Annotated in this window: 24 protein-coding genes; 19 read left to right on the top strand and 5 right to left on the bottom strand. The window is 55.7% G+C overall.

Annotation, left to right across the window (positions count from 1 at the left end):
- Positions 1-149 precede the first annotated feature (149 nt).
- Both F4555_RS09820 and F4555_RS09815 read left to right on the top strand, forming a co-directional pair.
- Positions 150-614, top strand: coding sequence for a hypothetical protein (locus F4555_RS09820; RefSeq protein ID WP_169757468.1), 465 nt, complete (start codon positions 150-152; stop codon positions 612-614).
- 14 nt (positions 615-628) lie between these two features.
- Entirely contained in the window at positions 629-949 is a 321-nt protein-coding gene (locus tag F4555_RS09815) for a hypothetical protein (RefSeq protein ID WP_004013550.1), read from the top strand.
- A 275-nt stretch (positions 950-1,224) separates the two neighbouring features.
- On the opposite strand, the gene F4555_RS09810 is transcribed toward F4555_RS09815, so the two are convergent.
- On the bottom strand, positions 1,225-1,596 hold the full coding sequence (locus tag F4555_RS09810; RefSeq protein ID WP_004013551.1) for a hypothetical protein: 372 nt from the start codon (positions 1,594-1,596) through the stop codon (positions 1,225-1,227).
- Positions 1,589-1,786: a type II toxin-antitoxin system HicA family toxin gene (locus F4555_RS09805; protein ID WP_169757470.1), complete on the bottom strand. Its 198-nt coding sequence runs from the start codon at positions 1,784-1,786 to the stop codon at positions 1,589-1,591. The genes F4555_RS09810 and F4555_RS09805 overlap by 8 nt, the downstream gene beginning before the upstream one ends.
- 134 nt (positions 1,787-1,920) lie before the next feature.
- Here F4555_RS09805 and F4555_RS09800 point away from each other — a divergent pair, with 134 nt between their 5' ends.
- From F4555_RS09800 to F4555_RS09745, 12 genes are all read left to right on the top strand, one after another.
- Complete coding sequence (locus F4555_RS09800) at positions 1,921-2,067, top strand: hypothetical protein (protein WP_169764916.1); 147 nt, start codon at positions 1,921-1,923, stop codon at positions 2,065-2,067.
- 9 nt (positions 2,068-2,076) lie between these two features.
- Positions 2,077-3,159, top strand: a complete 1,083-nt coding sequence (gene hemC / locus F4555_RS09795; protein WP_115325683.1) for a hydroxymethylbilane synthase — start codon at positions 2,077-2,079, stop codon at positions 3,157-3,159.
- A gap of 317 nt (positions 3,160-3,476) precedes the next feature.
- Positions 3,477-4,727: a chymotrypsin family serine protease gene (locus F4555_RS09790; protein ID WP_311768832.1), complete on the top strand. Its 1,251-nt coding sequence runs from the start codon at positions 3,477-3,479 to the stop codon at positions 4,725-4,727.
- A 17-nt stretch (positions 4,728-4,744) separates the two neighbouring features.
- A complete protein-coding gene (locus tag F4555_RS09785; protein ID WP_255312839.1) occupies positions 4,745-5,458 on the top strand; it encodes a hypothetical protein in 714 nt (237 codons plus the stop codon).
- 36 nt (positions 5,459-5,494) lie between these two features.
- Positions 5,495-6,397, top strand: a complete 903-nt coding sequence (locus F4555_RS09780; protein ID WP_004015973.1) for a hypothetical protein — start codon at positions 5,495-5,497, stop codon at positions 6,395-6,397.
- Positions 6,398-6,659: 262 nt separating this feature from the next.
- On the top strand, positions 6,660-7,409 hold the full coding sequence (locus F4555_RS09775) for a uroporphyrinogen-III synthase (protein ID WP_004013559.1): 750 nt from the start codon (positions 6,660-6,662) through the stop codon (positions 7,407-7,409).
- A 38-nt stretch (positions 7,410-7,447) separates the two neighbouring features.
- The gene (hemB, locus tag F4555_RS09770) at positions 7,448-8,647 is read left to right on the top strand and encodes a porphobilinogen synthase (protein ID WP_115325685.1); all 1,200 of its coding nucleotides are present in this window, start codon (positions 7,448-7,450) and stop codon (positions 8,645-8,647) included.
- Positions 8,648-8,689: 42 nt separating this feature from the next.
- Positions 8,690-8,845, top strand: a complete 156-nt coding sequence (locus F4555_RS09765) for a hypothetical protein (RefSeq protein ID WP_174222562.1) — start codon at positions 8,690-8,692, stop codon at positions 8,843-8,845.
- A gap of 143 nt (positions 8,846-8,988) precedes the next feature.
- Positions 8,989-10,353 carry a glutamate-1-semialdehyde 2,1-aminomutase gene (hemL, locus tag F4555_RS09760; RefSeq protein ID WP_115325686.1) on the top strand — a complete coding sequence of 455 codons (1,365 nt, stop codon included), beginning with the start codon at positions 8,989-8,991 and terminating at the stop codon, positions 10,351-10,353.
- Positions 10,354-10,426: 73 nt separating this feature from the next.
- Positions 10,427-11,938 carry an adenylosuccinate lyase gene (gene purB / locus F4555_RS09755; RefSeq protein WP_115325687.1) on the top strand — a complete coding sequence of 504 codons (1,512 nt, stop codon included), beginning with the start codon at positions 10,427-10,429 and terminating at the stop codon, positions 11,936-11,938.
- A gap of 43 nt (positions 11,939-11,981) precedes the next feature.
- The gene (locus tag F4555_RS09750) at positions 11,982-12,212 is read left to right on the top strand and encodes a heavy-metal-associated domain-containing protein (protein ID WP_115325688.1); all 231 of its coding nucleotides are present in this window, start codon (positions 11,982-11,984) and stop codon (positions 12,210-12,212) included.
- Positions 12,209-14,410 carry a heavy metal translocating P-type ATPase gene (locus F4555_RS09745; protein WP_115325689.1) on the top strand — a complete coding sequence of 734 codons (2,202 nt, stop codon included), beginning with the start codon at positions 12,209-12,211 and terminating at the stop codon, positions 14,408-14,410. The genes F4555_RS09750 and F4555_RS09745 overlap by 4 nt, the downstream gene beginning before the upstream one ends.
- Before the next feature lie 163 nt (positions 14,411-14,573).
- Here F4555_RS09745 and F4555_RS09740 read toward each other — a convergent pair whose 3' ends face one another.
- Complete coding sequence (locus F4555_RS09740; protein ID WP_004013566.1) at positions 14,574-14,966, bottom strand: PIN domain-containing protein; 393 nt, start codon at positions 14,964-14,966, stop codon at positions 14,574-14,576.
- Positions 14,947-15,213 carry a hypothetical protein gene (locus F4555_RS09735; RefSeq protein WP_004013567.1) on the bottom strand — a complete coding sequence of 89 codons (267 nt, stop codon included), beginning with the start codon at positions 15,211-15,213 and terminating at the stop codon, positions 14,947-14,949. Before F4555_RS09735 ends, F4555_RS09740 begins: the two co-directional genes overlap by 20 nt.
- Positions 15,214-15,594: 381 nt before the next feature.
- Here F4555_RS09735 and F4555_RS11605 point away from each other — a divergent pair, with 381 nt between their 5' ends.
- The 5 genes from F4555_RS11605 to F4555_RS09715 all read left to right on the top strand — a co-directional run bounded on the left by F4555_RS11605 (position 15,595) and on the right by F4555_RS09715 (position 22,332).
- Positions 15,595-16,041, top strand: coding sequence for a cell wall-binding repeat-containing protein (locus F4555_RS11605; RefSeq protein ID WP_260400003.1), 447 nt, complete (start codon positions 15,595-15,597; stop codon positions 16,039-16,041).
- A 22-nt stretch (positions 16,042-16,063) separates the two neighbouring features.
- On the top strand, positions 16,064-17,119 hold the full coding sequence (locus tag F4555_RS09730; RefSeq protein ID WP_376698547.1) for a cell wall-binding repeat-containing protein: 1,056 nt from the start codon (positions 16,064-16,066) through the stop codon (positions 17,117-17,119).
- 444 nt (positions 17,120-17,563) lie between these two features.
- Positions 17,564-18,850: an ATP-binding protein gene (locus tag F4555_RS09725; protein ID WP_115325690.1), complete on the top strand. Its 1,287-nt coding sequence runs from the start codon at positions 17,564-17,566 to the stop codon at positions 18,848-18,850.
- Between the two features lie 463 nt (positions 18,851-19,313).
- Entirely contained in the window at positions 19,314-20,612 is a 1,299-nt protein-coding gene (locus F4555_RS09720) for an ATP-binding protein (protein ID WP_249288415.1), read from the top strand.
- A 184-nt stretch (positions 20,613-20,796) separates the two neighbouring features.
- Positions 20,797-22,332 carry a cell wall-binding repeat-containing protein gene (locus F4555_RS09715; protein WP_115325692.1) on the top strand — a complete coding sequence of 512 codons (1,536 nt, stop codon included), beginning with the start codon at positions 20,797-20,799 and terminating at the stop codon, positions 22,330-22,332.
- A gap of 470 nt (positions 22,333-22,802) precedes the next feature.
- Here the strand turns inward: F4555_RS09715 and F4555_RS09710 are convergent, their stop codons facing one another.
- Positions 22,803-24,275 carry an amino acid permease gene (locus F4555_RS09710; RefSeq protein WP_004013573.1) on the bottom strand — a complete coding sequence of 491 codons (1,473 nt, stop codon included), beginning with the start codon at positions 24,273-24,275 and terminating at the stop codon, positions 22,803-22,805.
- Between the last annotated feature and the right edge of the window lie 67 nt (positions 24,276-24,342).

Here is a 24,342-nt window from a genome sequence, read left to right as displayed (position 1 = left end):
CAATTAGTGACCCAAAACCACCAACCCAAAACCCCACCACCAGCACAAACACCCCAAAAAACACGCCATATGCTACAAATATGTGCAACTCAGGTTAAGGGCGCACGCGGTGACTAAGGGAAAATCCAGTACATGATAGTCTTCAACCTGTGCCTGAAAGCAACTATGAGATGCTCCAACGAGCTGCTGGTTGGCCAGCTTTGCCAGCCTGGACACAAAAATATAACTGCCGGGTTCCACTTTTCGAAGATATTTATGAGGTTGCCATACTTGGAGTATATGACCGTAACGCAGATCATTTCATCGGTGGACACGGTAGTGGATGCTTAAAAGACGGTGGAGGTAAGTCGAGACACACAGAGTTTCCCGCCGGCTGGAAGCGGGAAAAACTGCGCCAGGCTTACTATTATCTGTTGGCGCAAAATCCGGATTTGGTTGGTCATAACCTAGTGTTCATGTCTCCATACGATGGGGTGTTAGTTCGCCTGGAGTTTCCAATAATTGCGGGGCTTGACCCGACACGAAGTCTGCACTTCTTTCCCATTAAAGGCAGAGGCGTGCGATGCTGGGTAAATGGGGTTGAAATTCCTGTAGGACAGAAACGTCAAAAGTGAGGTAAAATCATCTTATGCGCGCGTATCCGACCGAGATTATTGCGGACTTGGCTGACCCTACTGGTGATAAAAGTCTGCTGGGTCGTTTGGCGGCGTGCCTGGTGGATGCGGTTCCCGAGTCTAAATACTGGTTCCTGGATGCCTACACTTGGGGCGAGGATTGCTTCGACAAGGTCTACCGGCTCATAGACATCGCCGCGACTCTGCGAGCCACGATTCCCAGCAAGCTGTTACAAGAAACTATCGAATACATGTCACATGCCAGGGAAGATGTAAACCACGTATTTCTGGAAACTGTCGAAACCCTAAAAACTAAGATAGCCGTACCTGCCTAAAGCTCTTTTACCTATTAAGCTGGGCAAAATATAACTCCTAGGTTGCGACCAGTAGCACGGCGCGGTTTTGTCCGCAGAGAGCCTCGATTGCCGGGGGCTAATTTCGTGGCATCGTAGTGTTTTTGAACAGCGCTTTAGTGTCGCGTTTGAACTGGTTAGTGCGAAATACCCTAGTCAGCTGCGTTGAGATCCGTCATGATGGCGGCCACGTTAAGAAGTAAGCGGCTATCGAAGTAGGCGCCGGTGCGGGTTCACAGTTTCCGGTAGGACACCGTTTAGGAATTCACGAGTTGCGAGACGCGGGATCGGCTTACCCCCAGGATAACGGCGCAGTCTGCTACCGTGTAGCCTTGGTTGCGCAGTTGGCGAGCCACGTTGCGGGATTGTTTGGCGGCATTCGCACTCAGCAAAGCGGCCTGGACGGTGGATTGTTTGGCGGCTCTGACCGCTTGTTCCAAGCCCCCAAGGCAGGGGATTATGTTTATTGTCCAGGTGCTGTGATTGACCTCTGGGGTTACAGTATCCAAGAAGTCCACCACTTGTTGGCGAGCCTTAGCCAGGCTTCGCACCGAAGTGTGCTGGTCGGGTCCGATTTCCAGCTCCCAGCCGCCCTCCCAGCGGGTCGCGGTCACATTCAGCTCACTCATAGCCCTTCACCTTTTCTATAGCATTGAGCGCGTCGCGGGTCACCTTTGGTGACACCTCGCAGGTTTTCGTGATTACCACCGAGGTTGAACCGTTACGCCACATCTCGTGGTCGCCTTTGCCCGGTCGGGGGATGAAACCCGCTTGGCGAAGCAAAGCCGCCAGTTTACGGTATTTCATAGGCTTAGTCACCCTACAAGTTTAGCCCCCCTAAACTATACCTGTCTACCGCCCGGCGGGAGGTGCGTACGGTTTTTGCTTAAAACGACCAACCGTGGTCGCCCCAACAGTAAACAATAGTGTAAGTAAGTTTCATCCGGTAAGCCGTGCCCCTGGCGGCATTCGCACTCAGCAAGGCGGCCTGGACGGTGGATTGCTGGACGGTGGATTGTTTGGCGGGTTCGCTAATCGGATTACACCAGAGTCTTTGGCCAGCACCTCATGAAATAGCCACGCCCGGGGGAATGGTTTAAACTAGCACTATGCACATGATTGGGAGCGCGCAGCGGCCGCTGGTGATTGGTACCAGAGGCTCGAAACTGGCGCTGACTCAAACCCGGATGGTGGCCGCTGACCTGGAGCAACGCGGCCTCGCGGTGCGAATCGAAACCTTTGTCACCGAGGGGGATACGAACCGCGCTTCACTGTCCAGCCTGGGTGGGGTGGGGGTTTTCGCCGCCGCGCTGCGCGTGGCACTGCTTGAGGGGCGCTGTGACCTGGTGGTGCATTCCTTGAAAGATTTGCCGACCGTGGAGGTTCCCGGCCTGGTGGTTGCGGCCATCCCGGCGCGGGTTGACCCCGCCGATGTGCTGGTGGCTCGCGACGGGCTGCGTTTGGCGGATTTGCCCGCCGCCGCGCGGGTGGGCACGGGTTCGCCGCGTCGCGCGCGTCAGTTGGCCGCCGTGCGTCCCGACCTTTCATTAGTTGATATTCGCGGTAATGTGCCCACCCGGATTGGTCGCGTGCGGGGACTCGGGACGCGAGCCGAGCAAATCGGCCTGGATCAAGGCCGCGCCAAGGAAGACCTGGATGCGGTCGTGTTGGCGCGCGCCGGGCTGCGCCGCCTGGGCGTCGAAGACGTGGCCACTGATGACCTCTCGGAAACTATTCTGCCCGCCGGGGGTCAAGGTGCACTCGCCTTGGAAACCGTCGCGGATGGACTCGCGGCGGAGGAAGGCCGGATTTTGGCGCAAACCCTGCGAATTGTGGACGATGAGCCGACACGTCTGGAAGTTAGCGCGGAGAGGGCATTATTGCGCTACCTGGAGGCCGGGTGCGCCGCCCCCCTGGGGGTGCGCGGCCAGTTGACTTGGGAAAACAACGCCACAGAATTGCTGGCCGGAGTTCTGGAGCTGCGTGCCCGAGTGGTGGGAGACAACGGGGAAAGTGTTGAAGTCAGCGGGGAAACCACGGTTTTGCTGGGCACCGACGCAGACCAGCGGGATTTCGCCCTGGCCGCCGCCGAGCAACTCGGCGTGGATTTAGCCACAGAATTGCTGGCCAACGGCGCCGGGGAGATGGCGAACCTCCAGGCCGCCAAGGAATCCGGGACGACACAGTCCTAAGGTTCAAGGGTCATTATCCGTTCGCGATACATCGGAAGATTCATGGGATAGCTCCAAGTAGATTGGTGCCGGTGTGTCGGATTTTGCGATGGGGATTCGCCCTACCTGCATAAACGCTTCGGCTCAAGGTTTTCTTTGAAAAAGGGCTGTGGTAGTGGCGATTTTCTAGGTTACAATGATTGCAGTTGCTTTTGCTGAGAGCGTTGCCTGGACAGGGAAGTCAAGGGTTTGCAGCAGCTTAGTACAGGTGGTCACGGACAAGGCCTTAGTTTATTTTAGGGAAGGAAACAGTGATGTTATCAGGAATTTTGCGTAAGGTGGTTCCTCTGTTCGGGGCATTGGCCTTGATGGCGGTGCCGGTGACAGGGGTTAGTGCGGAGAATGACGAGTCTGGGGATGGGAGTATCTCCAGTAGTGATTTGGATTTTTGCTTGGATGCGTCTTCGTTTTTTAAGGCGAAGGGGGAGACGCGTGAGGCTCGCGATGTGTCGGTGGATTCGTTGGAATCTAGGCTACGGGCGAATGTGAGTGCTTTGGCTGAGGTGTACCGTCAGCATCCCGATGCGGTGGGTTTCGCTTGGAGTGTGGAAAATGCGGTGGTTCCGGTGGCTCGTAGTGAGGTGCGGGCTGTGGATGCTGGTTTGCGCAGGGTGCGTAGCGTCGGCGGGGATGATTTGCGGGTGAAACCGAAGGCCGATACGGGGTTTGTTTCGGTGGCGCAGTTGTGTCAGCGGTTTGTTAAAGCGAAGCGGCTGGCTGAGCAGCATAGGGTGTATATGTTTTACCGGATTAACACGGAAACTCAAATGTTGGATGTAGAAGTGGAGGAATCCGCTCCGGCAGCGGTTTTGGGCGCGCTACAGTCTGATGCGTTGATTAATGTTACATACTCGGAACCATTCGAGTTACTGGGCAATCGTTATGATGATAGACCTCCTTTTGCCGGTGGGGGTTTACCCACTTATAACGGTGATAGGTGTTCTCTGGGATTCAAAGTACAGAACATTGACAGTGGACAGAATTATATGACTATAGCCGGTCATAGCGCTATACTTGGAAGCAGGTGGTATTACGGCAACAAATATGTGGGTTACGCGGTGACAAATTATATGCAACAAGCACCGTTTAACCTGGATATTGCTATGCTGACTGGAGCAAATTATAGCCATACTATTTTTAGAGGAAACGGCAGTTCGTATGCAAGTGTTATTGGTTCTCTGCCTGGGGGTGGAATTGTAGGTGCGAACATTGGCATATCCGCCGGAAAGAGCAACCGGGAATTCGTCGGAACATACAAAGGTGTCACACATGATGAAACCAGCAACACTGCAGGATGTGCTTGGCTTGCCGGGGTTAATTACTGTAACTTGAGAACTGTGATTATCGCTAATGGAGATACTCTAAAAGGTGGCGATTCAGGTTCGCCCGTGTTTGCCTATACTAATAGTTCCAGCCAAGTCTATGCCCTAGGTACTGTAACTGGTTTTCGTGCTAGTCGTAGTAAAATATACTACACAGATATAGAGGCATTACTTAACACAACTCACAGCCGGATAGCGACATCATGAGGAGAAAGACATTAGCTGTGATAATTCTTGCCTTGACTGTTTTAATGGGTGGATGTGCTGATAATGTAGCGATTACTAAAGCATCGACTGAGGTGAAGTTGAGGAAAAGTGAAATTGCCTATCCTTGGTTTTATGAAAAAGGTGTTGGATATGAGGGAGATTTATCTGCAATCGCCGAAAAAGTTAAAACGGGCAATTCGGATGCTATTACCGAGGTTATTACCACGTTACATCAACTCATTCAAGCTTATCATCCTGATAAGGTTGGATTTAGTTTTTCATTACGTACTTACCCTTACGCATTTGCCATGGATTTGGTGGGTAACAAGAAGGCTGAGGTATTGAGTTGGAAAGAAATACTAGAGAATCTGGGTATAGAGGATGAACCAGGTGTAGTGCAACTAGTAAATCTGTTACCTAGTAGCGAGCAAGCCGTTAAGGTTAGGTATGTAAAGAATAGCCTGGAAAGCCTGTGTCTGGCCTATAGGAAGTTTATGGTTTATGCCGACAATTTGTGGTATCTGAACAAGAAGGAGTATAAAGTTTCCTTTAATCGAGAAAAAGATATGATAAATTTTAGACTGTATAGACGGGCGATTCTTCCATTAATCGGCGGAGATTTCAGCCCCGAAGATAAGCGCATATCCGCTTTTAATCCGAATATTTGGGATTTTGAAAAGCTCATAAATGCCAAATATAAAGGACTAATTTATTATTCTGAGTTCGACTGAAACCAGCTTTAAGTGTTGAAGTGAAAATACTGTAGTATGGTTTTGGTCGACTCCGGGATGGCATTGGAGTTTATCTTGAGAAAAATATCTGTATTACCGATAATACTCGCCGCAGCATTGACGCTGGTTGGATGTGTAAACGGCTCTGTGGAAATGAAGCTCACTGCAGGGGATGGGAAGAGGCAGATTGAGCTGGCGTATCCGTATATTTATGAAAAGGGTATTAACTATGATGGGGATTTGTCTGCACGGGAAGTGATGAAGTGCCTCGGAAACGTCAGGATGTATTGGTCTTCAAAACCATCAGAATTTAACTCTTTTTTGTATGGATCACCGCTTTGGGACTCGACTATACCACAAATTAAAAGTCAAGCTTGGTTCAACGAAATCAAACAAAAAGTAAAGGCTAAAGACCAAAAGGCTATAGACGAGCTGAACGATACTCTAGCTCAGCTAATTCAGGTTTACCAACCGGATAAAGTCGGATTTGAGATTCATCAAGATGTTTCTTCTAACTTTGGACTCTCCCTGGCTGGAAAACCCGCCGAAAATAAGATGTCATGGGATCAAGTTGTTTCTAAGTTAGGACTGAATAACGAACCGGGTGTCGCCGAGATGGCAAATCTGCTCACAAAAACTGGTAAAAAGATACGAATCAAATATGTAAAAAACAGCTTGGAACAGATATGTCTGGCCTACCGGAATATACAGATTGACCTGGCCGGAACCAACTTTCTCTTGCGTGACTTTCACTCTATAGATTACGACCAGGAAAAGAATATGCTCAATTTCCGTTTGCGCTCCGATATAAAGGAGCCATATGATGGTTATGTCCTGACACCGCCAGAATTTATTTCAAAGCTTAATCCACCGGAACTCAATGTGCAAGCCTTAATAAAAAAGAAATACAGCCAGCTAATCTACTACTCGGAGTTTTGACCCAAGCGAACTGTCCACCCCCAGGTAGCGCGGCCCGGTTTTTTGGCTATGCGCCGGAGAGATGGCGAACCTCCAGGCCGCCAGCCGCTCCAAATAGGTCAGGGCGCGGGTAATCGGCAAAACGCGACAAACCCCAAATGGCACCTCATGAACTAGGAGACAACGGAGGAATGGCCTAGACTAGGGGTATGCACAGTATTTGGAATGCCCAGCTTTCGCTGGCTGCCCAGCGGTACGGCTCGAAACGAGCGGGGGGAATGAGATGAAACCAAAACTGTTGGTACCCAGGGTGCCCCAGGACATCCTGGCCAAAGAACTAGCCGAAGCGGGACTGCCCGTTGCGTGCGCGCCCGTTACCAAAAAGGTTCCGACCGCCTCCGAGGACTGGTTTGATCCGATGCAACGCCTGCAACAGGGTGAATACGACTGGGTGGTGCTCTCTAGCGTAGCGACCGCCAAATTTCTCGATGAACACTATGAACTGGGTGAACTGCTTGCGCAAGTCCAGGTCGCGGCCGTTGGCAGTGCCACCGCCGATGCGATTCGCGCCTACGGGGGGCGCGTTGATTTCGTCGGACCCGACCCGGCCAGTGCCGAAACCCTGGTGGAAGCCTTCCCCTCCGGTAGCGGCAATGTGCTGTTGCCCTGTGCGGTGGGAGCCGCCCCGACCCTGGCGGAGGGCTTGAACCGTAAGGGATATGACGTGGAACGGTTGCGGCTCTATGAATCGGTTGCCCTGGATGAACTGCCACTGACCTGGGGGGAAGCCCTGGCGTTGGGCGAACCCACGGTGGCGCTGATTACCGCCGGATCTGTCGCCCAGGCCGCCCATCGGCAACTGTCCAAGGCGGGGGTCAAGTTGTGGCCAGTGCCGATGGCTTTCGGGAAATCCAGCGCGAAGGTGTTGCGGGAACTGGGGTGGCCGGCCGGCGCGGTGTGCCCCACCACCAACACCGAGGGGGTGCTCGCGGCCTACCGCGAGATTGTTGCGGGCTTGGACAAGGCTGATTGAAGGTTCATGAGGTGCCATCCAAACAAGGAGGATTAGTTATGGGACTGTCGCAGGCCGCAAATCTGGGGGTAACCAAGACAATGGCGAACCCCGTCGGGGGAGCCGAGCCTGGTTCTGGAACCGGGGAAAGCGTGAAATCTTCGGGATGCGGCTGCGGCTGCGGCGAGGCGATGCCCGGGGAGGCCAGTGTGGTGGGCTCGGTGTGGGAGCCCCGTGACGCGTCTGGCAAAGTCGTGCCGAACCGGGAACTGCCCCTGGAGGCCACCCCGATTATGCGCCCGCGCCGCTTGCGCACCACCCCGGCTATGCGCCGCCTGGTAGCGGAAACCCGGTGGCAACCACGTCAACTGGTGATGCCCGTGTTTGTGCGCGACGGAATCGATGCCCCGGTAGAGATTCCCTCGATGCCCGGCCAGTACCAACACACGCCGGAATCGCTGGCGGAACTGGGGCGACGCGCGGCGGACGCGGGGATTGGCGGCATGATTGTTTTTGGGGTGCCCCGCGACGGGGACAAAGATTTTACTGGATCTTCGGCCTGGGATCCGGCAGGGATTCAAAACCGGGGGCTCGAAGCGCTGGCGAAAGCCGTGGGCGATGACCTGGTGATTATGGCCGATAACTGCCTGGATGAAACCACCACTCACGGGCATTGCGGGCCGTTGCGCCAGGACGGCACGGTCGACAACGACTGGGCGGTGTCCTGTTACGCCGCAACCGCCGTGTCCCAGGCGCGGGCGGGGGCGCGGGTGGTGGCGCCCTCCGGGATGATGGACGGCCAGGTTGGCGCGATTCGCGCGGCACTCGACGAAGCCGGGTTTACCGACGTGGCAATCATGGCTTATTCCGCCAAGTATGCTTCGGGACTGTTTGGACCCTTCCGGGATGCGGTCGGGTGTTCACTGCAGGGCGACCGTCGCGCCTATCAGCAAGACCCCGCTAACCGCCGTGAGGGTCGGCGGGAAGCCCTGCTGGATTTGGACGAGGGCGCGGATATCGTCATGGTGAAGCCCGCGAGTTTTTACCTGGACGTGTTGGCGGATGTGGCCGCCGAATCCCCGGTTCCGGTCGCCGCCTACCAGGTCAGCGGGGAGTATTCCATGATAGAGGCGGGTGCAGCGCGCGGCTGGATTGACCGGGCGCGGGTTATTGATGAGTCCCTGACTTCGATTGTGCGCGCCGGGGCGGATATCGTGCTGACTTACTATGCCCTGGAGGTCGCCGAAGGCTTGGCATGAGGCGCGGTCTAAACCGCAGGAATAACTGAACTAATAGTTGACGTGGTTTACGAATTTGCGGTCGTGTCGGGGGTGGCGCCTCATGAACGGGTGCGGCGCCGGGAACCCGAGGTAGCCGCCGTCGTCGTCGTCGCTGCCACCGCCATCGCTGCCGACAGTGCCAACTGCACGGAAGTCGGCGGGGACAGGCGGGGGTGAGAGGCGCAGGGGGTGAGAGGCAGGGTCGAGTGGGGTCGAGTGGGGTCGGAACCCCAGGTGGGGTCGAAACCGGGGGCGAACAGCGGGAAATGCGTAAAATTGTCAATCACGTCAACCTTTTAATAACGGAATGAGAGGAAAAAATGAGCCAAAACGAAGCAATGTTTGCGGCCGCGCGGGCGGTGATTCCCGGCGGGGTCGATTCACCGGTGCGAGCCTACGGTGCGGTGGGGGGCACCCCGTCTTTCATTACCCGAGCCAAGGGTGCGCGCGTGTGGGATGCGGATAACAAAGACTACGTTGACTTAGTCTGTTCCTGGGGGCCGATGCTGCTGGGTCACGCCGATGCGCGCGTGGTGGCGGCAGTGCAGGAAGCCGCCACGCGAGGCCTGTCTTTCGGGGCGCCCACCGAGGCTGAGACCCTGCTGGCCGAGGAGGTACGCCGGCGCGTCCCCCTGGCCGAAAAAGTGCGTTTCGTCTCCACCGGAACTGAGGCCACCATGACCGCGATACGCCTGGCGCGCGGGGCGACCGGGCGGGATTTGATAGTGAAATTCGCGGGGAACTATCACGGACACAGCGATTCGCTGCTTTCTGAGGCGGGATCCGGGGTGGCGACCGGGGGGCTACCAGCCTCCGCCGGGGTGCCGGGGGCGATAGCCGAGCTGACTATCGTGTTGCCGTATAACGACGTGACAGCCTTGCGAGAGTGTTTCGCCGCGCGCGGGGACGCGATTGCCGGGGTAATCGTCGAGGGAGCGGCCGCGAATATGGGCGTCGTTGCCCCGCGGGGTGATTTTTTGCCAGAAATTGCCAGATTGTGTCACGAAAACGGCACTTTGATGATTCAAGACGAGGTCTTGAGCGGATTCCGGGTCTCGGCCTCGGGATGGTGGGGTCTGTCCACCGGGCGCGAGGTATTGCGCCAGCCCGGCGCGCAGAACCCCGGCGTGGTTTTCGACACGGATTGGACCCCGGATTTGCTGACCTTCGGCAAGGTTATCGGCGGAGGAATGCCACTGGCCGCCCTGGGCGGGCGCACGGAACTGATGGAACAGCTGGCACCGGCCGGCCCGGTTTACCAGGCCGGGACTTTGTCGGGCAACCCGTTGTCCTGTGCGGCTGGATTAGCCACCTTACAGGCGGCTGACCAGCAGGTTTACGCCGCAGTGGATCAGGTGGCCGACACGGTGGCGGGGGCATTGCATGAGGCGCTAGCCCGGGAAGGCGTGCCGCACAGCATCGGGCGAGCCGGATCCTTGTTCTCGGTATTCTTTAGCGAGTCCCCGGTGGTGGATTATGCCGGGGCGAAGCGCCAGGAGACCTGGCGGTTTGCCCCGATGTTTTGGGAATTCCACCGCCAGGGTGTCATGCTGCCGCCCTCTGTGTTTGAGGCCTGGTTTGTGTCGGCGGCGCACCTGGGAGACGACGCCGCCATGAACCGGATTCTAGACGCTATCCCGGCGGCAGCTCGCGCCGCCGCCACCGCGACCCCACCGGAAAAATAAGCCTATAAACCCAGGTAAACCAGCATTTAAAACCATCATAATTCCTGTAATCAGCCCACAGAAAGGTAAATCCATGACCATCGAATTTCCCACCGAACACATTGACCTGGGTACCCTGGAACCCCCGGTAGCCCTGGGATCCCTGGATGGGAGATACCGGCGAGTAGTGGCGCCGCTGGTGGATTGGTTCTCGGAGGCAGCCTTGAACCGGGCGAGGTTATTTGTCGAAATTGAGTGGTTGACATGGTTGACGGATAACCGGGTTTTGGAGGGCGCCCCGATTTTATCCGATGCCCGAAAGGCATATTTGCGGGGACTGGTGTCCGAGTTTGGTACGGAGCAAATTGCCACGCTCGCCGTCACCGAAGCCCAGACTAAACACGATGTGAAGGCGGTGGAATACTTGCTGAAGCAGGCTTTGGAGCAAGCACCTCGTGAACCCGCAGATACCACCGAAGAATGTGCCACCACGGGGACAACCGGGGATAAATCGACAACCACGTCAACCACAGACTTGACTCGACTCAAAGAAATAGTGCATATATTTTGCACCTCTGAGGATATCAACAATCTGGCCTATGCGCTGCTGTTGAAACACGGAGTTCAGCGTGTTTGGCTGCCCGCCGCCCGGGTCTTGCGCGACCAAATCGCGTGCCTCGCGCGGGAAACCGCCGAGGTTCCCATGCTGGCGCACACTCACGGCCAACCCGCCACCCCCACCACCCTGGGTCACGAACTGGCGGTGTTCGCGTGGCGAATGAATCGGCAACTGCGGCGGGTCGAAGCCCAAGAATACTTAGGGAAGATTAACGGCGCCACCGGGAATTTCGCCGCCCACACCGTGGCGGTACCCAATGCCGATTGGCCGGCTCTCTCCCGTGGTTTCGTCGAGGAGCGCCTGGGTTTGACCTGGAACCCGTTGACCACTCAGATAGAGTCCCATGATTACCAGGTCGAACTGTACGCCACGGTCGCGCATTTCAACCGCATCGCCCACAACCTGGCCACTGATTGTTGGACATATATTTCGCGCGGCTATTTCGCCCAGGATTTGGCCGCGCAAGGGTCAACCGGGTCATCCACTATGCCGCACAAAATCAACCCAATTCGTTTCGAGAATGCCGAGGCTAACCTAGAAATATCCTCCGCCCTGTTCGGCGTGCTCGCTGAAACCCTGGCGACCACCCGGATGCAACGCGACCTCACGGATTCCACCACCCAGCGCAATATCGGCACCGCCTTCGGACACTCCCTGTTGGCTATTGATAATCTGCGACGCGGGCTGGCGGGGCTGAAGGTGGATGTTGATGTGATGGCGCGCGAACTCGACGAAAACTGGGAAGTACTGGGCGAGGCGGTGCAACAGTGTATGCGCGTGGCTGGAATCGCCGGGGTACCTGGCATGGAAAACCCCTACGAACGGCTCAAAGAGCTTACGCGCGGACGGCGAGTTGACGGGGCTGGGCTGCGCGACTTCGTGGCCGGGCTCGGTCTGCCCGCCGATGTTACCGCGCGCCTGCAAGCCCTGACCCCCGCGACCTACACCGGGCTCGCTGCCCAACTGCTGCGCTATCTGGAAGATTAAGTTAGCATTCCAGAGTTAGGGTTACGAGAGAAAGGAATCAGCAATGGCGAGAGTAACGTTGAAACTGTGGGGTTTGACTTGCGATAAGTGCGTCCAGCACGTGACCGAGGATTTAAGCGAATTAGAGGGGATCTCTCAGGTGAAAGTCACTCGCGGCGAGGACAAATCCGGGACGGCTGTGGTCACCGGTGCGGCTATCCCGGCAGATGAGGTGCTAATTGAGACAGTAAAAGGCGCCGGGGACTATACCGTGGAAGCCATCGAGCGCCAATGACCAAAGCGGTAAATACAGCGGCAAACACCGGGGAAGTAACGCTAAAAATTGGGGGCATGACCTGTGCTTCGTGCGTGGCGCGAGTGGAAAAAAAGCTTAATCGCCTCGACGGGGTAGAGGCGGAAGTCAATCTGGCTTTAGAGACCGCCCACGTCACGTTATCCCAGTCAGTAGCGGTAGCTGACCTTATTTCGACGGTAGAGAAAGCTGGGTACACGGCGCAGCTTGCGGGGGATGTTGCGGGGGGTCACGCGGGTCATGAGGTGCCAGCCGAGGTGGCGCCTCATAAAATAAACGCATCTTCCCAAATAAGCCAATTAACGCAGAGTGATAAGGGGTTAAAGTCAAGCCGACACGCCGATGGGAACCCTAAATCCCCGCGAGCGGTGGGCGGGGAAGCCGCAGTAAAAGACCCTAAAACCTCCCGGAGTCACGGCTTGGCGAAATCACTGGTAATAGGCCTGATTTTAGGTCTACCTGTGATGATACTTTCGATGGCTCCCGCGCTGCAGTTTCCTGGTTGGCAGTGGCTAGTGGCCGGATTATCCTTGCCGGTCATAGGCTATTGCGCTAAGCCGTTTCACCGCGCGGCTTGGCAGGCACTGCGCGGGGGCACGGCCACTATGGACACCCTGGTGTCCCTGAGTATCCTGGTCGCAACGATTTATTCCTGGGCGGCGGTGCTGTTCACCCCGGCAGGACATATCGGGATGACGATGAATATGTCCCTGAATCCGCTGGAAGCCGCGAGCCACGTGGACGGGATGGGGCACGCGCCCGAGATTTACTTTGAAACCGGCGTGATGATTACCGTGTTCCTGCTGATTGGGCGGTTTTTAGAGGCACGAGCCAAATCCCGCGCCCGGGAATCCTTGGATGCCCTGCTAAATCTAGGTGCGAAAACCGCCACTCGCGTGAGGCGCGCAACGGGCGACACGGCAGCGGCGGGTGTGGTTTGGCAAGAAACTGTGGTTGACGTGGTTGACTTAAAGCTGGGGGAGTTCTTCCGGGTGCAACCCGGCGAGAAAATCGCCACCGACGGGCGGGTTATTGAGGGGGTATCCAGCGTTGACGAATCCATGTTGACCGGCGAATCTATGCCGGTAGCGAAGACCACCGGGGATACGGTAATCGGAGCAACGATAAACACCGAGGGTACGCTGATAGTCGAAGTCACCCGGGTGGGGTCGCAAACCCGCCTGGCGCAAATCACGCGCTTGGTCACTTTGGCTCAGGCCGGCAAAGCCCCGGTAGCAAGATTGGCCGACCGAGTGTCGGCGGTGTTTGTGCCGGTGGTAATAGGTATCGCAGTATTGACCTTTACTGGCTGGTTGCTGGCGGAAAAACCCCTGGTATCCGCCTTGAGCGCCGGAATCAGTGTGCTGATAGTGGCCTGTCCCTGTGCCCTGGGCTTGGCGACCCCCACCGCCCTGCTGGTGGGATCCACTAGAGCCTCGCGGGCGGGAATTCTCTTGTCTGGCCCGCAAGTTCTGGAAGAGGCCCGGGGAATCAACACGATAGTTTTCGATAAAACCGGTACTTTGACTCGCGTAAAACAAATATCTCGGGTTGACTTGTTTGACAAAAATACGCCGGGGATGGGGCTGGCACCTCATGAATCCGAAACCCCACCCCAGCCAGGCAAGTTCACCGAGGAAATCAAACCCGAAGCCGCCCCGGCCATCAGCCAACTGCGGGAACTGGGCATCGAGCCGGTTATGCTCAGCGGCGACACCGCAGGGCGCGCCCAGCGCGTGGCAGACGCGGTGGGCATCGAACAGGTCGTCGCCGAAGTCACCCCCGAAGGGAAACTAGCAGTGGTGCGCGACCTGCAAGACGAAGGCAAAACCGTGGCCATGGTAGGCGACGGAGTGAATGACGCGGCCGCCCTGGCTCAAGCCAACCTGGGAGTGGCGCTGGCCAGTGGCACCGACGTGGCGCTCGCAGCCGCAGACATCACCCTGGTAAACCCGAGCCTCACAGCCGTACCCGCAGCAATCCGAATTTCGCGCGCAACCCTGCGAGTAATCAAACAAAACCTGGCCTGGGCTTTCGGATACAACATCTTAGTGATTCCCCTCGCGGCGGCGGGATTATTGCACCCGATGCTCTCAGGGGCACTCATGGCAGCCAGTTCGGTGATAGTGGTGACAAATTCCCTGCGACTGCGCCGTTCAAAAATCCTGCCCGACACGTAGGCTGACCGAGCATCGGCTCAAATCCCCCGCCCGTTGGGGCGCACGCGAGAGGCGGTAGGGGGAGTTCCCCCTCGCGTTTTGCGCGACTATTGTCGCAAAACGCTCACCCCCCAGGCTCTCTGAGGTGCCCCGTGATCCGGGCTTGCCTGGTATTCCGCGCCGCTTATTGAATCAGAAATGTTGCCTCTGGGCGCAGGAAGGCAATGCCCTGGTCGAAAGTTGCCAGCAAAGCATCGTGATGCAGGGCTAGCTCGGCTAAGTAAACGTCGGTAACCTGACGGAATCCCCGAACTCCTGTCCAGTTGGCGTCATCATAGTGCAAATCGTCAGGAATCCTTTGTACTTTGGGAATAGCACAAAAATCGGTCAACAGCTGGCATGCGACAGAGAAATCGAAATGGTTTCTGATTATGAAACGGAATAACGCGCCTTCCGTAATGGGACACGTCAGAACCGTATCCGCTTGCGCAAACCACCGCAGAACCACATCATGGTGCTGGTGGGTGCTGATGTTAAAGGCTATCAGCGCATTGGCATCAATCAGGTAGTTCGTCATCTTCGTCCTGCGCTAGAAATGTCTTGACTTCCGCAGAAGTCACTACCCGCCCCAGGGAAAGCGATGACCACCCGGTATTGGGATCTTTCACAACCCTAAACGGAGGATGTACAGGAGTGGATTGCGCCGAGACGATGCCCTCACGGATGAAACTAGCGGCCAAGTCGCTAAAGTCGACACCGCGTGCAGAAGCGAGCTGACTGACTTTTTCCGCCAAATCAGGGGGTAATTCCACAGTGATGCCCATGTGCTAATTATCGCAAACACAGGTTTTTCTCACAAGGGTGGTGTTTGCACTGGGGGTTTGCCCGGGCTGGGGCGCTCGCGAGAGGCGATAGGGGGAGTTCCCCCTCGCGTTTTGCGCGACTATTGTCGCAAAACGCTCACCCCTCAGCCTCTCTGAGGTGCCCCGTACCGCCGGGCTTGCCTGGTATTCCGCCGTTTTCGTCCCGGGTGGCAATGTTTATTCTCCGTGCTTCGGGCTTGCCTGGTATTCCGCGCTCCGTGTTCTGGGCGCGTCCGGCTTTCCGGATAGGCTTGTGTTCGCTGGTGGTGAACAGCGTGCGGGGGGGGGGTGCTTTATTAGTATTTTCTTACCCGATTGTTTTCTAACGTTAGGAGTTTGATTATGGGTGTGAAGAGATGGCTGGTGGGGCTGGTTGCGGCTGGTTCTATGCTTGGTTTGGCTGGCGTGTCAGCCGTGCCGGCGGTGGCTGGCGGGTTGGCGCATGAGCGTTTGGCTGGCTCGTCTGGGGTGGAGACGTCGTCTGGCGGTGGCGAAGCACTACGTGGGGAAGCACCGTGGCCGGTGGTGTATGTGGCTTCTAATCGTAACCCGGTGGATGCCCTGCCGGCGGCGACTATCGGGGATGGCCCGGTGGTGCTCACTGATGGTAAGGGTCTGAATCTGGGTGGGGTGAAGCCCGGCAAGATTGTGTTGCTTGGTGGTGTTGGTGCGGTGCCGCAGGCTATCGAGGATCAGGCGAAAGCTACAGGTGTCGAGGTGGTTCGTTTGGCGGGGGCGGATCGTAATGCTACGGCGGTGGCTATCGCGAAACAGGTGGGTGAAGGTTAATGGCACCCCGAAGAATGTGTATGTGACGAAGAATACGGGTTCGGGTTCCCCGGATGCGGTCGCAGCGTCAGTGTTGCGTGATGGCCCGATTTTGACGTTTACGAATGATGCTTCCGCAGCTGCCTTGCCGGGGGTCGTCTCCGAACTGAAAGCCGGTAAGGTTACTGCCCTGGGTGGTGGTGCTGTCGTACCGGATACCATTCTCAACACGGCTGCTGGTGGTAAGGCGACGGCTCGTTTGGCGGGGGCGAACCGGTATGAGACCGCGTTCACTATCGCGAAGTACGGGAAGGTTCAAAAGTCCGGCAGTGTGGTGTATTTGGCGTCGGGTACTGGGTTGAAAGACGCGATGGTCGCTGGTGCCGCGAAAGACGGGGTTATCCTGTTGAGCCCATCTAATGGGGAGGGTGTGAAAGCGAAAGCCGACGCCCTGGGTGCTAGCAAACTCATGATTATCGGCGGAACCGGCGTCATGCCCGATACTACCGTCCAAGCCGCCACCACCGGCATAATTCCGAAACCTAAACTGAAAGACATGACCCTCGCAGAAATGCGCGCCAACTACCCATTAGCAGGCGAACCCGAGCACTTACCGAGCGACATCGCTTCGTATTCGTACTGCCTGGACGATGGAGACGAATTCCGTATTTTCTACGATGCAATTGGGATGCCGATGGTTTTTAAAGCCGAACCTTACACTGACATGACTCCGCAACGCCTTCTGGATATGTGGCCTTGGATGTTTAAGGATTTGAGCGACGCGCAACGTTGGTTTACCGATTCGAATTACCGAAATTACGGTGACATGACGGATCCTACGGCTATTTACGGTTTTGGAACGTTCCTTGCAGCCAAACCCAAACCCAACAACGTGGATGCAGATCACTTTGCTTTTTATCTTTCCCAGTGCCGTAAAGGCGCGGAACACCCCGAATGGGCCAAACCCTTCCCCTACGGAAAACGCTTCGAAGAAGCAGGCTATTCCTGTGCCGGTGACAAAACTGGTTTAAAGTGTTTCTATTGGAATGATGGGGACTCGACCGAAAACAATCCGCACTGGTGGACAGCTATACCTTAGCCGCATCTGAAACTGGCTGATGGTCAGAAACTCGCATTCCTGACCACGTTGGGGGTGTCTGCCATCCGGCAGACACCCCCGCAGCTTTATTCCCATCTTCTTGAGTGAAGCCCATCTAATCTTGGCGCCTGTGTCCTATTGCCCCTCGGGCCTCGCATCCGTCCAGGTGGTCACGGATCCACGTTACGAGGAGGAGGCGTTGTTTTTTTTGGGGATACTTTTTAGGTCTTTGCGAGCGGCATTGATCCAGCGGACTTGATAAGTCATTTGCTTGGGTCACTCGTCTTCCATGACTTCGCGCATAATCTCATCCGTGGTGTAACGGGTGCCGTCGTCTTCTTTCAGGGCTTGCATATAGTCCTGAGTCAGGTTTGCTGCACACCCGTATTTTGAGCGTTTTTGCTACATGTAACAAAATCGCTCAAAGTGAAGTAGACTAACGGTGTGGAAATCCGCCGGGACGTTTATCTCAATCAGCTCATTGACCGAATGCAAAACGGGATGATTAAAGTCATTACCGGGGTTCGGCGCTGCGGAAAAACCTACCTGCTGTTTAGGCTTTTCGCCGATTATCTGCGTCGGGAACTGGGCGTAGATGATGAACACATTATTGAACTCGCGCTGGATACGGAAGATGCGACAGCTTACCGCGACCCCGGCGTGCTTAACGATTACCTGAAATCCAGGCTCCTTGACAAAACCTCCCAATACTACGTGCTCATTGACGAAGTCCAGTATGCGATTACAAGCCAAGAGCTGAAAGGAACGTCGGTCCCGCGCCTTTACGGGGTCTTGAATGGGTTGCTCCGTTCCCACAACGTGGATGTTTACGTGACAGGCAGTAACTCGAAGATGCTTTCCACTGATGTGCTGACCGAGTTTCGCGGACGCGGGGACGAGGTTCGGGTGCGGCCACTGTCTTTTGCAGAGTACATGAGTGGATTCGAGGGGGACCGGTATGGCGGTTGGGCGGAGTATGTGCTCTATGGGGGAATGCCGCTGGTGCTGTCGATGCGCAGTGACCAGCAAAAGTCGCGCTACCTGGAACGCTTGTTTGCGGAAACTTATTTAAAGGACATTATTGCCCGGAACGGAATTGAGAAAACTCAAGAGTTAGAGGACTTGGTGAATGTGCTGGCGTCCTCGGTTGGTTCGCTGGTGAACCCGTCGCGGATAGAGGCGACGTTTAAGAGTGTCCTGAAGTCAAAACTCTGCGCGAACACCATCGCGTCCTATATCGGGTATCTAAAGGAGTCTTTCCTGGTCGAGGCGGCGTCTCGCTATGACGTGAAAGGTCGGAAGTATATCGGGAGTCCGCAAAAATACTATTTCGAGGACGTGGGGCTGCGTAACGCCAGGTTGAACTTTCGCCAAGTCGAGGAAAACCACCTGATGGAGAACATTATCTATAACGAACTGCGCCTGCGGGGTTTCTCGGTCGATGTCGGTTGCGTGGAAAAACAGGCTCGTCAAGATGGCAAAGTCATACGGAAAAACCTCGAGGTAGATTTCGTGGCAAATCTGGGTTCGCGGCGCTGCTACCTGCAATCGGCCTGGCGTATCCCGGACTTGGAAAAGGAACGCCAAGAGAAAGCTCCGCTTGTGGAGGTCCCGGACAGTTTCAAGAAAATCTTGCTGGTGCGCGATACCGTGAAACCCACCTATGACCAGCACGGAATCCTCACTATGAGTGTCCTCGATTTCTTGCTTAATCCCAACAGTCTCGATTAGTTCCCGGGGTTAGTCCCGTGCCGGGGTAAGTTTTTTTAGTGGTGGTGGGCGCTTCGTCGCGGGGGCGCACGCGAGAGGCGGAAGGGGGAGTACCCCCTCGCGTTTTGCGCGACTATTGTCGCAAAACGCTCACCCCCCAGGCTCTCTGAGGTGCCCCGTGCTCCGTCGCGCCCAACACCCCGGTTCGGGTCGCGTATGGTGATAAAAGGTGGGATTTGGGCTGTAGCTGCCATTATTGGCATCTACAGCCCAAATCTTCCTAGTTATCCACGCCTGGGGGAATCTCGCGGGCGTGTATGAATGAATGGTTTAGGTCCTGAAAATCGCCAATATTGGCGATTTTACGTACTTACTTTCGCCAAATTGTGGGATAATCAGGACATAGTTAGTCGTATCGCGATGTGTGCGTGGAAAGCTTTAGGGGCTAGTCGTGAGTGGAGAGGGAAGAATGCAGCGTTTTTTAATGAAAAAGCTGTTGGAGTGGCGGGACTTGCCGGGGCGTAAGCCTCTGGTTCTAAATGGAGCCAGGCAGGTGGGAAAGACCTGGCTGCTGCGTGAATTTGGTCGACAGCACTTCGAGAACGTGGCCTATATCAGCTTGGACACTAATCCGGGTTTTGCTGCACAGTTTGAGGCTGGGTTCGACATTGACCGCCTGCTGCTGATGATTCAAGCCGAGACCGGGGAAGTGGTCACCCCCGGGAAAACTTTGATTATTTTTGACGAGATTCAAGAATGTCCCCCGGCGCTGACTTCGCTGAAGTATTTTTGCGAAAACGCTCCGGAACATGCCATTGCTGCGGCCGGTTCGCTGCTAGCGATTACCTTTCATAAAGGTAGTGGTTTCCCAGTGGGGAAAGTTGATTTACTGAATCTTTTTCCCTTGAGCTTCCGCGAGTTTTTGGAGGCTACTGGGAATACCACGTTGCGTGAAGTTATTGATGCCGCTGATTGGAAATTGCTGAGTGCCTTGTCCACTAAGCTCCAAGATTTACTCAAACGGTATTATTTCGTTGGGGGGATGCCTGAATGTGTGGCATCTTTTGCGCAATCTCACGATTTCAGCCGAGTCCGTCAGATTCAACAGGCTATTCTCTTTGGTTATGAACGCGACATTTCCAAGCATCTCGGCGCAAAAGCTGAGCCTGCTCTCGCGGCTTGGCATTCGTTGCCAGCACATCTGGGGCGAGAAAATAAGAAGTTCATCTTCGGCAACGTCAAAGAAGGCGCGAGAGCGCGCGATTACCGCAGCGGCATAACTTGGCTGACCGAAGCTGGTATAGCAACCATGGTGCCGAGGGTTTCTAAACCGGGCATTCCGTTGCGAGCTTATGCTGATGACGCAGCGTTTAAATTGTTTGCCCTGGACGTGGGGATTTTGGGGGCATTGGCGGACATCGATTCTGCCGCCATAGCGGCTGGGCACACCTTGTTCACAGAGTTCAAGGGGGCTTTGACGGAACAATACGTGTGTCAGCAGTTGCTTTCGGAAGGTGAGTTCACGCCCTATTACTGGTCAGCGCCAAACTCACAGGCAGAAATCGATTTCTTGGTGCAAGCCGGGGAAAACATTTACCCCTTGGAAGTCAAAGCTCAGGAAAATCTGCGTTCAAAAAGCCTGCGTGCCTTTTTTGAACGCTATCCCGAGACCGCCCCGCGCCGGTTCAGCTTTTCGGATTTCCGTGACCAAGATTGGATGAAAAATGTGCCCCTTTATGCGGTTGGCAACTTCGAAGCCTGGACAAATACCCGGCGGAAATGAATGCGCGCGTGTTCGTCGGGTTAGACCCGTGTTGTCACAGTGACGTCTCTATTCTTGTGCCGAGGTAGGGTTTTGGTGGTGTGCGGAATTGTCGGGTGGTGTTCGCTGGTGGTGAACAGCGTGCGGGGGGGTGCTTTATTAGTATTTTCTTACCCGATTGTTTTCTAACGTTAGGAGTTTGATTATGGGTGTGAAGAGATGGCTGGTGGGGCTGGTTGCGGCTGGTTCTATGCTTGGTTTGGCTGGCGTGTCAGCCGTGCCGGCGGTGGCTGGCGGGTTGGCGCATGAGCGTTTGGCTGGCTCGTCTGGGGTGGAGACGTCGTTGGCGGTGGCGAAACACACGTGGGGGAGCACGTGGCCGGTGGTGTATGTGGCTTCTAATCGTAACCCGGTGGATGCCCTGCCGGCGGCGACTATCGGGGATGGCCCGGTGGTGCTCACTGATGGTAAGAGTCTGAATCTGGGTGGGGTGAAACCCGGCAAGATTGTGTTGCTTGGTGGTGTGGGTGCGGTGCCGCAGGCTATCGAGGACCAGGCGAAAGCTACAGGTGTCGAGGTGGTTCGTTTGGCGGGGGCGGATCGTAATGCTACGGCGGTGGCTATCGCGAAACGGTGGGTGAAGGTTAATGGCACCCCGAAGAATGTGTATGTGACGAAGAATACGGGTTCGGGTTCCCCGGATGCGGTCGCAGCGTCAGTGTTGCGTGATGGCCCGATTTTGACGTTTACGAATGATGCTTCCGCAGCTGCCTTGCCGGGGGTCGTCTCCGAACTGAAAGCCGGTAAGGTTACTGCCCTGGGTGGTGGTGCTGTCGTACCGGATACCATTCTCAACACGGCTGCTGGTGGTAAGGCGACGGCTCGTTTGGCGGGGGCGAACCGGTATGAGACCGCGTTCACTATCGCGAAGTACGGGAAGGTTCAAAAGTCCGGCAGTGTGGTGTATTTGGCGTCGGGTACTGGGTTGAAAGACGCGATGGTCGCTGGTGCCGCGAAAGACGGGGTTATCCTGTTGAGCCCATCTAATGGGGAGGGTGTGAAAGCGAAAGCCGACGCCCTGGGTGCTAGCAAACTCATGATTATCGGCGGAACCGGCGTCATGCCCGATACTACCGTCCAAGCCGCCACCACCGGCATAATTCCGAAACCTAAACTGAAAGACATGACCCTCGCAGAAATGCGCGCCAACTACCCATTAGCCTATGAAAAAGGCAAGAATCCTGATAGACGTGCTGGCGCTATGCTGGAGTACTGCGTCGGGCATCAAGGATACAGCTTTTTCCTCGGTGAGTCTGAATCTCTTTCCCACCTTGGACTCAGGGAAAAAGAGCCTATGAAGATGACCGTAGAGAAATATATGTCAATGCTCGGTTGGACAAAGGCTGAAGTGCAAGAGTATTGGAATACCCTCGTAGGGGCTAATAACGACCCCACTGTGTTGTATGGTAGAAACGCTTTTGGAGTTCCTGTAGTCAAGTATAACGGTGGCGATGTTTGGTCTGTGAAACCCTCGCAGTGTCGTAAAGGCGCGGAACACCCCGAATGGACCAAACCATTCCCTGTCGGGAAACGCATAGAGGGTGGCAATGGATTCCTCTCCTACTCTTGCGCTGCTGACGAAACATCAGGCAAGTGCTTCGCATGGGGTACAGGCTTTGATGGATATCTCCATGGAACAAGTGAATCTAATCCTACCTGGATTTCGGTAGCTGATGATTGAGCCCTTTGTGTGGGTTGAGTCTCTCACCTGACAATGAAGCGGTCTAATTCTCCGTTCATCGTTGGGGGGGTGTCTGCCAGATGGCAGACACCCCCCCACACGCATTTATGCCTAAAACTGCTAATGAACCATTTCGCTGCCTAGCCGCGTAAAATTCGCCGGAATCCTCTAGAACCTAGTTGCAGATGCAATAACGGGGTGATTAAAGTGATTACCGCAGAAGTTAGCAAAATCTTGCAATAGTACGCGCTAGCTGGTGATGTTCAGTATGCGATTAGGGGCGAGGAATAAAAAGAAATTCCTTCCGCGTCTCAAGCGGAAGGAATTTCCAATTGCGTAGCGTTATTTATGCGGCGAAATAGCGCGCAGCCGCTTCCCTCTGATTGTCGGCTGAGTCGCGGATGTGCTCAGCATAAAGTTGTTGTTTAGTTGGCGGCATCGAGCCAGACTACCAAGTTGCCCGTAATGCTTCAGGATTCACGGTGGATTTCCAACGGAGCAGGCTCGGGTAGATGACTGACACGTGACAGCACCAGGTAGGAAACCACCAGAATTACCAGGTAGGGAATCCCGGCATACCAGGCCACCGCCAGACCCGCCCAAGGCAGGGCAACAAACACCGCGATACTAATCAAAATCACCAGCCAGTTCACCACCGGATACCCCCACAGGCGCGCTGGAGGACGCTCATCAGTAATCGAAGCGTAATGCTTACGGAACTTTAAATGTGTCAGCATGATAATTACCCAAGTCACCAAGATTCCCACGGTGGCACAACCGTAAAGGTACATGAAAGCCTCGGCGGGACTGACAATCGCCAGCACTGAAGCCACCACGAAACACAAGGTAGCCAAGGTAACTGCCCCGCGCGGCGCCCCGTTTTCGGCGGTACGAGCCGCGAAAGCCGGAGCCATCCTGTCCAAGGCCAGAGAATGAATCATGCGGGAACCCGAATACAGGCAACCATTGGCCGCCGACAGCGCCGCGATCAACAGAATCGCGTTCATCACATGCCCGGCGGCGGGAATACCTACCATGTCCATTACTTTCACGAAAGGCGAGGCCTCGGCATTACCGGAAGCCTTCACAGTTTCCTGCCAATCCTGCAGAGCCAGGATTACACCAATCCCCAGGACGTAAAAGAACAACAGGCGCCAAATCATGGTTTTCGCGGCACGCGGAATGGAGCGACTGGGATTCTCCGATTCCGCCGCCGCAATCGACACGTTTTCGATACCGCCGAAACTGAACACCGCCATGCAGGTAGCCAGCAGGACGCCGGTCAAACCCAGGGGAGCGAAACCGCCGTGAGCCGTGAGATGGCTCAAGCCCACTGGTTCGGGATGCGCGGGGGAGCCGGTGAAAATCAGCGACACGCCCAGCAGGATGAACACCACCACGGCGGTGACCTTAATCATCGAAAACCAGTATTCGGCAAACCCATAGAGCCGTACCGTAGCCAGGTTTAGCCCGACAATGAACAGGGAACATAGCACGGTGCCCACCCCGATGTGCAAGCCGGGAAACCAGTGCTGCAGGTAGGTAGCCGAAGCGGTTACTTCCGCGCCGACGGCCACCAGCATCTCTATCGCCAGATTCCAACGCGCCAGGTATCCCCCGCTTTTCCCCAGGAAAGAAGCCGCTACCGCTCCGTGCCCGCCGGGAATCGGATAGACCGAGACGATTTCCGCCAAGGCCCACACGACTGCGAGCGCTACCATTCCCGCCAGGCAATAGGACACAATCGTGGCTGGACCCGCAAAAGAAATCGTAGAACCTGATCCCAAAAACAATCCGGTTCCCAGGGCGCCCGACAGCCCAATCATGGCAATCTGACGGTGGGTCAGCCGGCGTTTCAGTTGAGTGTGCGGGGTGTTATCCCGGGGTTTCTCGCTGTTGCCGGGGATGCGGTTGGATTGTTTTTTCGCGTCTTTTTGGCTCATGACACGCAATTATGTCACGGGTCGTAGGGGAAAAAGAATTTGCCCAACTTAGGTTAGCCTTGTAATG

Origin of the sequence: Mobiluncus mulieris (assembly GCF_014204735.1) — a bacterium.
Classification (GTDB): Bacteria; Actinomycetota; Actinomycetes; order Actinomycetales; family Actinomycetaceae; genus Mobiluncus; species Mobiluncus mulieris.
The sequence above is the reverse complement of the archived record's forward strand: the minus strand, read 5'-3'. Positions and strand labels throughout refer to the sequence as shown.